This window comes from Pseudomonas izuensis (genome assembly GCF_009861505.1).
Taxonomy (GTDB): Bacteria; Pseudomonadota; Gammaproteobacteria; order Pseudomonadales; family Pseudomonadaceae; genus Aquipseudomonas; species Aquipseudomonas izuensis.
The window spans coordinates 335,554-345,414 of the sequence record NZ_WTFT01000002.1 but is presented as its reverse complement, the minus strand read 5'-3'; the positions used below and the strand labels follow the sequence as shown (position 1 = coordinate 345,414).

At 61.0% G+C, this 9,861-nt stretch carries 9 protein-coding genes; 2 read left to right on the top strand and 7 right to left on the bottom strand.

Features of this window, described 5'->3' with window-relative positions:
- Positions 1–89 precede the first annotated feature (89 nt).
- On the top strand, positions 90–1,826 hold the full coding sequence (locus GPL81_RS01760) for a hypothetical protein (protein ID WP_246218862.1): 1,737 nt from the start codon (positions 90–92) through the stop codon (positions 1,824–1,826).
- Between the two features lie 78 nt (positions 1,827–1,904).
- Here the strand turns inward: GPL81_RS01760 and GPL81_RS01755 are convergent, their stop codons facing one another.
- The 7 genes from GPL81_RS01755 to bioB all read right to left on the bottom strand — a co-directional run bounded on the left by GPL81_RS01755 (position 1,905) and on the right by bioB (position 8,980).
- Positions 1,905–3,710: a phenylacyl-CoA dehydrogenase gene (locus GPL81_RS01755; RefSeq protein ID WP_160104965.1), complete on the bottom strand. Its 1,806-nt coding sequence runs from the start codon at positions 3,708–3,710 to the stop codon at positions 1,905–1,907.
- Positions 3,711–3,987: 277 nt separating this feature from the next.
- The gene (locus tag GPL81_RS01750) at positions 3,988–4,284 is read right to left on the bottom strand and encodes a pyrroloquinoline quinone biosynthesis protein PqqE (RefSeq protein WP_160104964.1); all 297 of its coding nucleotides are present in this window, start codon (positions 4,282–4,284) and stop codon (positions 3,988–3,990) included.
- Between the two features lie 107 nt (positions 4,285–4,391).
- A complete protein-coding gene (gene bioD, locus GPL81_RS01745; RefSeq protein WP_096514627.1) occupies positions 4,392–5,072 on the bottom strand; it encodes a dethiobiotin synthase in 681 nt (226 codons plus the stop codon).
- A complete protein-coding gene (bioC, locus tag GPL81_RS01740; protein WP_160104963.1) occupies positions 5,069–5,893 on the bottom strand; it encodes a malonyl-ACP O-methyltransferase BioC in 825 nt (274 codons plus the stop codon). Before bioC ends, bioD begins: the two co-directional genes overlap by 4 nt.
- On the bottom strand, positions 5,886–6,617 hold the full coding sequence (locus GPL81_RS01735; RefSeq protein WP_160104962.1) for an alpha/beta fold hydrolase: 732 nt from the start codon (positions 6,615–6,617) through the stop codon (positions 5,886–5,888). Before GPL81_RS01735 ends, bioC begins: the two co-directional genes overlap by 8 nt.
- Positions 6,610–7,788 carry an 8-amino-7-oxononanoate synthase gene (gene bioF / locus GPL81_RS01730; protein WP_160104961.1) on the bottom strand — a complete coding sequence of 393 codons (1,179 nt, stop codon included), beginning with the start codon at positions 7,786–7,788 and terminating at the stop codon, positions 6,610–6,612. The genes GPL81_RS01735 and bioF overlap by 8 nt, the downstream gene beginning before the upstream one ends.
- 136 nt (positions 7,789–7,924) lie before the next feature.
- Positions 7,925–8,980: a biotin synthase BioB gene (gene bioB, locus GPL81_RS01725; protein ID WP_137805022.1), complete on the bottom strand. Its 1,056-nt coding sequence runs from the start codon at positions 8,978–8,980 to the stop codon at positions 7,925–7,927.
- Positions 8,981–9,089: 109 nt separating this feature from the next.
- Between bioB and GPL81_RS01720 the strand changes: the two genes are divergently transcribed.
- Positions 9,090–9,830 (top strand): ComFC family protein, encoded by a 741-nt coding sequence (locus GPL81_RS01720; RefSeq protein ID WP_160104960.1) that lies wholly within the window; start codon positions 9,090–9,092, stop codon positions 9,828–9,830.
- Positions 9,831–9,861 lie beyond the last annotated feature (31 nt).

The window sequence follows — 9,861 nt, the reverse complement described above, 5'->3', positions numbered from 1 at the left end:
CCAAAACAGAAACTCGGCGGGAAAAACCCCCGGAACAAACCAGAAACATAGGCCAAAAAACAAAACCCTTTGTTAACCCGCCGCTCCCCATGCGACCCCAGGGTGTCATCGGCCGTCCTGCACTGACCGCCATTGCAATCGCCCTTGCACTGGCCCTCGGCGTAACCGGCGCTGCGTGGGCCAAAAATGGGGTTGGTGGTGGGGGCGGCGGTGGTGGTGGTGGCGGTGGGACCGCCAAGCCCCCCACCAAGGGGGCGGTGGCGCCATTCGCCACACCCACACTGCCTGATCCCGTCTTCACTGATGTTAATGCGATTCACGGTTTCGACATCACGGGCTTTATCCAGGACATGACAGTAGACTCCCCTGCCGATACCTGCCCAGGGGTTGCCACCCCAGCGGACCGCAGTGGCGGCAAGATCATGGTCAATGGCACGACCATTACCGTCCCTTGCAACATGATCATCCAGATGCCGGCCAATACCCTTAGTTGGCGCGATTTCGTCAACGGTGGAGCATTGGGGCTCAATAGCTCCCGGGCTTACCCATCGTTCGAGATCCACGTGGTAGGCAATACCGTCAATGGCAAACAGATCGCCGGGTTGATCGATGTCTCCCAACAGACAACCCAGACAGGCAGCGGCTACATCAGTCGGATCGACCTGGACACTGGCAATATCGAGGTGACCAGCACCAACTCGCCGCAGCCCACGATACTGCAGATAAACGACCCGAATGGACGCTTCGGCCGAATCAGGACCGCAGACCCGCGTTTCTCCGTGGATGATGCCAACCCGACCATTCACGCAGCCACCGGCTATCCCATGTGTGTGCCACGTGGCACCAATGACGCAGCGTGCCCGCAGAAAAACCGGCCACTGGCCAAGACGGCGACCACAACCAACAACTGCCGTAATTTCAGCCAGGCCAGTGTCAGTCCGCTGCCAGCCAGTGGCGAATTGAGCCCACCTGCGTTGGGCCAGGTTTATTGCAGCCAGTTCGTCATGAAAGGACCAAAAGACCCTACAAGACTCCCGACGGATCCTGACCCATCCCAGCAAGCACCTTTCGAAGTCGGCGACTTCATCAGCTATTCCGGCACCCTGTTCAAGTCGACAACATCCGGAAGTCCGGACTTCATCTCTGCCCACACCATCGAAGCCAACGTCGGTATCTACACGCAGCCCGGCACGCAGCCCAGCTACCTGTCCATCGGCGAATTCGGCATCGGCAGCGCCGATCCGAACCCGACAGCCGTCAGCGGCGTGGCGCAGGAAACCCAGGACCGGTTGTTCCTTGAGACATCGACAACCGACATCCTGACGCCGGTGGATATTTACCTTATCGATGTGGACAACAACGGAGTGGAACATAACCGTTGGGTGACCCCCTATGAGATGACCGGTGAATGCAATCCCGCACTGACCCTGGCAGCGACTTGCCGTGGTGTTTCGGGCGGCATTACCACCCAGAACACCGGTGCTCAACCACAGCGTGCCAGGCTGCGGGCAAGCAAGGCGCCAACCGGACTTCTCAGCCAGCCGACCCGGACCCTGCGGGTGATGGCGCGCTCAATGTGCGCTCCGGACCCGTCGCAACTCTCACAGGCCCTGGTGGACAACTGCCTCAAAAGTCAATCTCCAGTGGCCAACGGGCTGATTGCGGGGCAATACGTGGCTCCAGTGTTCGAGTTCATCTTTCCGGAGAACGTCAAGCCGGGTGACCCTGTCGTTCCTAACGACTTCTGGCACCTTCCGTTCATTCGCAATGGCGAAGGTTCCGCCATCCCGACGGGTGCTGGACCACTGGCCCCCACCCCATGGTGAGCAATGCCTGACGATGGCGCAAAAAAAAACCGCCGCTCCCAAAGGAGCGGCGGTTTTTTTGAAGAACTGCGTTAAGCCTTAGTAGCCCAGCGCGAAGTCTTCTTCTTTCATGTCCATCAGGTTGTTGGCGCCCGACAGCATGGTTGCTACGTGAGTGCGGGTACGCGGCAGGATGCGCTGGAAGTAGAAGCGCGCCGTCTGCAGCTTGGCGGTGTAGAACGCCTCTTCGGATGTGCCGGCAGCCAGTTTCTCGGCAGCCAGGCGCGCCATGTCGGCCCAGAAGTAGGCCAGGCAGGCATAACCGGAGTACATCAGGTAGTCCACCGAGGCCGCGCCGACTTCTTCGCGATCCTTCATGGCAGCCATACCGACCTTCATGGTCAGCTCACCCCATTCCTTGTTCAGTGCAGCCAGCGGTGCGACGAATTCCTTGACCGCTTCGTTGCCTTCGTTGGTCTGGCAGAACTTGTGCACGATCTTGGTGAAGCCTTTCAGAGCCTCGCCTTGAGTCATCAGCACTTTACGGCCCAGCAGGTCGAGTGCCTGGATACCGGTGGTGCCTTCGTACAGCATGGAAATACGGCTGTCGCGAACGTTCTGCTCCATGCCCCACTCGGCGATGAAACCGTGGCCGCCGTAGATCTGCACGCCGTGGTTGGCCGATTCGAAACCAACTTCGGTCATGAAGGCTTTGGCGATTGGGGTCATGAAAGCCAGCAGTGCGTCGGCCTTCTTCTTCTCTTCTTCGTCCACACCGTACTTGACGATGTCGACCTGCTTGGCGGTGAAGTAAACCATTGCGCGGTTGCCTTCGGCGAACGCCTTCATGGTCAACAGCATGCGGCGTACGTCAGGGTGCACGATGATCGGGTCGGCGGCTTTTTCCGGCGCTTTCGGGCCAGTCAGCGAGCGCATTTGCAGGCGATCGCGAGCGTATTTCAGACCGCCCTGGAAGCCGATTTCGGCGTGGGCCAGGCCCTGCAGCGCAGTCCCCAGACGTGCGGTGTTCATGAAGGTGAACATGCAGTTCAGGCCTTTGTTCGCCGGGCCGATCAGGAAACCGGTCGCGCCGTCGAAGTTCATCACGCAGGTGGCGTTGCCGTGGATACCCATCTTGTGTTCCAGGGAACCACAAGCCACCGCGTTGCGCGCACCCACCGAACCGTCTGCGTTCGGCAGGAATTTCGGCACGATGAACAGCGAAATGCCTTTGGTACCGGCCGGTGCATCCGGCAGGCGGGCCAGCACGATGTGGACGATGTTGTCGGCCATGTCGTGTTCACCGGCGGAGATGAAAATCTTGGTGCCGGAGACTTTGTAGGAGCCGTCAGCCTGAGGCTCGGCCTTGGTGCGCAGCATGCCCAGGTCGGTACCGCAGTGAGGTTCGGTCAGGCACATGGTGCCGGTCCATTCGCCGGACACCAGTTTGGTCAGGTAAGCCTCTTGCTGCTCAGGCGTACCGTGCTCGGAGATGGTGTTCATCGCGCCGTGCGACAGGCCCGGGTACATGCCCCACGACCAGTTGGATTCGCCAACCATTTCGCTGATTGCCAGGCCCAGGGACTCCGGCAGGCCTTGGCCGCCGTGCTCGACGTCATGGGCCAGGCTTGGCCAGCCGCCTTCGACGAATTGCTTGTAGGCCTCTTTGAAGCCGGTCGGGGTTTTAACGCCGGACTCGCTCCAGGTGCAGCCTTCGAGGTCGCCCACGCGGTTCAGCGGAGCCAGCACCTGCTCACAAAACTTGGCGCCTTCTTCGAGAATGGCGTCAACCATGTCCGGAGTGGCATCTGCGCAAGCCGGAAGGCTCTGATAGTGCGCTTCGTAACCAAGCAGTTCGTCACGAACGAAGCGAATATCACGCAAGGGGGCCTTGTAGTCAGGCATAGCGATAAACCTCTGCTGATGTAACCGTGAATGAACGACCGCGTGGATTTGTTGTGGCGGTCAAACAGTTGTTTGAAACATACGTTTACGCCTAAATCTTGTCAAGCGTCGATCTTTTGCCGCTCGTCATCGCCTGCTTCGATTCAGGACGCGCGAAGGCTCGGCGCCGTTGCTCGAAGCAACACGCAGTGTAGGAAAGAATAGTTTGCGGAGAAGGACTTACGCAGAAAAACGCCGCGAATGATCGCGGCGTCAGCGGTGCGGGTTCAGCGAAGAATCAGGCAAAGGTATCGATCAGCGTACCGAGCATTTCATCGGAGGCTTTGGCGACTTTGGCGCCCAGCTCCACCTGAAATTTACCCTGGTCCATTTCCACCAGGTTGCTGGTCAGGTCCGATTGCTGGCTGCGATCAACCGAACGCAGGCGATCGGCTTGAGCCTCGGAAGACTGGCTGGTGACCGAACGCTCGATGGTATTGTTGGCGATCTGCCCGGCGGCTTGATCGACACGGTTCTGCCCTGTCTGAATAGTGCTCAGACCGGCATAAAAAGCGGTGTTTCCTGAGATTTCCATGGGAGAACTCGTCCTTGCAAAGGATCAACAGCGGCCATTGAAACAGACGCGTGGGCAAAACACCCGACAAAAACACTAATGGCACAGTGCCTTGTCATAGGCAAAATTTAGTCGAGCAAATCCAGTTGCAGATGCTCGGCCACCGCTTCTGCCGTCACCACCTTGAGTTTCGGCACCCGCCCCAGGCACGGCGCGGGGATTCGCTCGGCAAGCGTCGCCAGGTTTTCTTCCAGCCGCGACGTCTTCGCATCGATGATGTTGGCCACCCACCCCGCCAGTTGCAAACCATCCTGGGCAATCGCCTCGGCAGTCAGCAACGCATGGTTGATGCAGCCCAGGCGCACGCCGACGACAAGAATCACCGGAAGATCCAGTGCCATCGCCAGATCCGACAGGTTGTCCTGATCTGCCAGAGGCACGCGCCAGCCTCCGGCGCCTTCGATCAAGGTGAAATCGGCCTGCAGGTCGAGAATCTGCCGCATGGGCTCTAACAGCGACTGCACCGTCAGCGCCACACCCGCCTCCCGTGCAGCCAGGTGCGGGGCGATGGGCGGCTCAAAGGCCACCGGGTTGACCTGCTGATAAGTCAGTGGCAGCGAGCATTCCGCCAACAGCGCCAATGCATCGGCGTTGCGCAAGCCTTTGGGCGTTACATCACAACCGGAGGCGACCGGTTTGCCCGCCGCCGTGCTCAAGCCGGCCGACCGCGCCGCGTGCAGCAAACCGGCGGCCACTGTGGTTTTGCCGACATCGGTGTCGGTGCCGGTGATGAAATAGGCTGCACTCATAAGGGTTTCTCCATAACGGCGTACACCACTTGATAAGTCGCCGGCAGGCCCTGTGCCTGACGAAACTGCTCATAAGCCTCGATCAACCCCAGAATCCGCGCCCGGCCAGTCAATCCGCCTGGTCGACCCGGGTTGATGTTGTGTGCGCCCAGTGCCTTGAGTTCATGGGTCAGACTGCGCACATCCGGGTAATGCAGCACGTGGGGACGGGTCTGCAGACTGAGCGCCTGCAGGCCGCTGGCCGCGCATAACTGCTGATAAACCGCGAACTCGCGGAAGCGGTTGACGTGCACCATGCCATCCACTTGCCGCCAGCTGTCACGCAGTTCAAACAACGTGCCCACGCACAGACTAGCAAACGCGAAGATTCCGCCCGGTTTCAGCACGCGATGGGCTTCGCTGAGCACCGAGGCGAAGTCCGCACACCACTGCACCGCCAGGCTGGAGAAGATCAGGTCGCAGGTCGCGTCGCGCAGCGGCAATCGCTCGGCATCGCCGGCAATGAAGTGCGTGGCGCCGCCCAATGGCCGCGCGTGATTGAGCATGCCTTCGGCAATGTCCAGCGCCACACCCTGGCCGGCGGGAAACCGCTCAGCCAATGAGCGACTGAAATGCCCGGTGCCGCAGCCCAGGTCGAGCCAGCGCCCCGGTACGAAATCACCCGGCAACCGGCTCAGCAGTTGACTGCCCACATCACGTTGCAACTCGGCCACGCTGTCGTAGCTCGCCGCCGCCCGGGAGAAGGACGCCGCGACCTGGCGTTTGTCGGGCAAACCGCCGGGTTGCTTTGGAAAGGGAAGCGCAAGAGATAAATCAGTCATCACCGGACTCATGCAAAAAGGCCTGGATCGCCCCCGCCACACCGTGGGGGTCTTCCAGAAGAAATGCGTGGCTGGCCCGTTCAATCAGGCCGATTTCGACATCCGGCAGCAACCTCAGCAAGTCCCCCGCCGCTTCGGCCGGGACCAACCCGTCGAGGCCGGCAAACAGATGCAGTTGCGGACCGCGAAACGTCTGCAAGGCGTATCGGGTATCCAGTTGCGCGAGCACTTCCAGGCCGCTCATCAAAACCGGTGCCGCCGTATGCGGCGCCCCGCCAAGCAGTAATCGCGACAATCCGCGCGGGTCTTCGGCACCTTGTGCGCAGAGCAGCGAAAAGCGTTTCAAGGTCATGCGCGGATCAGCCGCGCAGCCCGCCAGAAACGCATCGAAGGTTTCGCCGGGCATCGCGCTCGGCCACTGTTCATGACTGACAAAAGAAGGATTGCTCGCCAGGGTCAACAAGCCGCAGCAACGATCGCCGCGACGCGCTGCCAACGCCGACGCGAGCATGCCACCCAAGGACCATCCGCCGAGCCAGGCGTCCTGGGGGATCGCCGAATCAAGCTCATCCAGCCACTCTTCAAGATCGCTCGACTCCAGCTCCGGCAAGGGTTCGATTTCCACCCTAAGGTGTTCGTCCAGGCCTTGCAAGGCCGCCGCCAAGGGTTCCAGCGGCGAAATTCCGAGGCCCCAACCGGGCAGCAGAATCAGTCGATCACGCATGGCTTGGCTCCGCTCCCAGTTGTCCGAAACAATCGGCCAATCCCCCTAACAATAGCTGCACCTGCGCTTCGCTGTGGGCGGCAGTCAGGGTCACGCGCAGTCGGGCGCTGCCGGCAGGCACGGTCGGCGGCCGGATGGCGGTCACCATCAACCCGCGTTCGCGCAGCATCTGCGACAAGCGCACTGCGCGTGCGGCGTCGCCGATCAGGATCGGCTGGATCGGCGTGAAACTGTCCATCAGCTCCAGGCCAATCTGCTCGGCGCCCTGGCGGAATTGGCGGATCAGCGTCTGCAAATGCTCACGACGCCAATGCTCGCTGCGCAGCAGTTCCAGGCTTTTCAGCGTGGCGCAGGCCAGGGCCGGCGGTTGGCTGGTGGTGTAGATGTAGGGCCGGGCAAACTGGATCAGGCTCTCGATCAGTTCTTCGCTGCCGGCGACAAAAGCCCCGGCCGTGCCGAATGCCTTGCCGAGGGTGCCGACCAAGACCGGCACGTCTTCCATGCTCATACCGAAATGCTCGACGATGCCGCCGCCGTTGGCGCCCAGAGGACCGAAACCGTGAGCATCGTCAACCATCAGCCATGCCCCCTTGGCCTTGGCTTCCCGGGCCAGCGCCGGCAGGTCGGCGATGTCGCCGTCCATGCTGAACACGCCATCGGTGACCACCAGCGTATTGCCGGTGGCTTTCTCAAGGCGTGTCGCCAGGCTCGCCGCATCGTTGTGCAGGTAGCGATTGAAACGCGCGCCGGACAACAGCCCCGCATCCAGCAGCGACGCATGGTTGAGCCGGTCTTCCAGCACCGTATCGCCTTGCCCCACCAGCGCTGTGACCGCGCCGAGGTTGGCCATGTAGCCTGTGGTAAACAGCAAGGCGCGCGGGCGACCGGTCAGGTCGGCCAGGGCTTCTTCCAGGGCGTGATGCGGGCCACTGTGGCCGATCACCAGATGCGAAGCCCCGCCACCGACGCCCCAGCGTTCGGCGCCGGCACGCCAGGCTTCGATCACTTGCGGGTGATTGGCCAGGCCCAGGTAGTCGTTGTTACAGAACGCCAGCAATGGCTGGCCATCGACCACCACTTGCGGGCCTTGCGGGCTTTCGAGCAGCGGACGTTGGCGGTAAAGATTTTCGGCACGACGGGCAGCCAGGCGTGCGGCGAGATCGAAAGACATGCAGGCCTCGCGAATAGGAAAAAATTGGTCCCCTGTGGGAGCAAAGCTTGCTCGCGATGGGATCGCCGCGGACTTTCAAATTGGACCGAGGCGCCTGCATCGCGAGCAAGCTTTGCTCCTACAGTGACTGGAATCCTTAAACAGCCGCGTTATAGAACTGCTCGCTGCTCTTCTGCTCCACCAGCGCCTGTTCGATGGCCGCCTGATGCACTTCATCAGCGTGCTCTTCACGGGCTTCCGGCAGGATGCCCAGGCGTCCGAACAGCTGCATGTCCTTGTCGGCCTGCGGGTTGGCGGTGGTCAGCAGTTTTTCGCCGTAGAAAATCGAGTTGGCGCCGGCGAAAAACGCCAAGGCCTGCATTTGTTCGTTCATGGCTTCGCGGCCGGCGGACAGGCGCACATGGGATTTGGGCATGAGGATCCGGGCGACGGCGAGCATGCGGATGAAGTCGAACGGGTCGACGTCATCGGCATTTTCCAGTGGCGTGCCGGCCACTTTCACCAGCATGTTGATGGGCACCGACTCCGGATGCTCCGGCAGATTGGCCAGCTGGATCAGCAGGTTGGCGCGATCGTCGAGGGACTCGCCCATGCCGAGGATGCCGCCGGAGCAGATCTTCATCCCCGAGTCACGCACATAGGCCAGGGTTTGCAGGCGCTCGCTGTAGGTGCGGGTGGTGATGATGCTGCCGTAGAACTCAGGCGAGGTGTCGAGGTTGTGGTTGTAGTAATCAAGGCCGGCCTTGGCCAGCGCTTCGGTCTGTTCCTGATCGAGGCGACCGAGGGTCATGCAGGTTTCCAGGCCCAGGGCCTTAACGCCTTCGACCATCTTCAGCACATAGGGCATGTCCTTGGCCGATGGGTGCTTCCAGGCCGCGCCCATGCAGAAACGGGTCGAACCGATGGCCTTGGCACGAGCGGCCTCTTCGAGGACCTTCTGCACTTCCATCAATTTTTCTTTTTCCAGGCCGGTGTTGTAGTGACCGGACTGCGGACAATATTTGCAATCTTCCGGGCAGGCGCCGGTCTTGATCGACAACAGGGTCGACACCTGGACGCGGTTGGCGTCGAAATGCGCGCGGTGCACGGTCTGCGCCTGGAACAGCAGGTCGTTGAATGGCTGAACAAAGAGTGCTTTGACTTCGGCCAAAGACCAGTCATGACGCAGGGTGGCAGAGGTGCTGGCGCTCATGGGCATTACCTTTCTTTTATGCAGGGCACGGTTTTATGCTGGGCAAGCGACTGAGGAATGGAATACCCACAGCCGCGACACGGATGTTCGGCATATTTAAGGAAGAGCGATGCACTGTCAACCACGACACAAAGGACCGGTTTACATCTGGTTAAAAAACGAACAGACCTGTTTGCTCTGCGATGAACCCGCCGATGGTGCCACACCATTGTGCATGGCCTGCGAAACCGAGCTGCCATGGCTCGGCGATCATTGCCAGACCTGCGCACTGCCGTTGCCTGCGGCGGGCCTGACCTGCGGCCAATGCTTGAAACAACCGCCGGCTTTCGAACGGGTCATCGCGCCCTGGACCTACAGCTTTCCGATAGACAGCCTGATCACCCGCTTCAAGCACAGCGCGAAGTGGCCGTTTGGCCACCTGCTTGCCGAACTGCTCGCTCAGGCCCTGCAACATCGCTTCGAGGATGATCTGCCGCGCCCCGATTTACTGCTGCCAGTGCCGCTGGCCACCCGGCGACTGCGTCAACGGGGTTTCAATCAGGCCGCGATGCTGGCGCGCTGGCTCGGCAGCCGGTTGAACCTACTCGGCGACGAACGGTTGTTACTGCGGATTCAGGACACCGACGCGCAGCAAGCGCTGAACGCCAATGAACGGCGCAAGAACCTGCGCAATGCTTTCGCGCTGGCACCCGATGCATCGGTCAAAGGGCGCCACCTGGCATTGGTGGACGACGTGCTGACCACCGGTGCCACGGCGCAGGCGCTGGCCCGCTTGTTGATGAACGCGGGCGCCGCACGGGTCGACGTCTATTGCCTGGCCCGCACCCCCAAACCCGGCGACACAATTTGACCTCAACACACAAAACCCCTGTAGGAGCGAG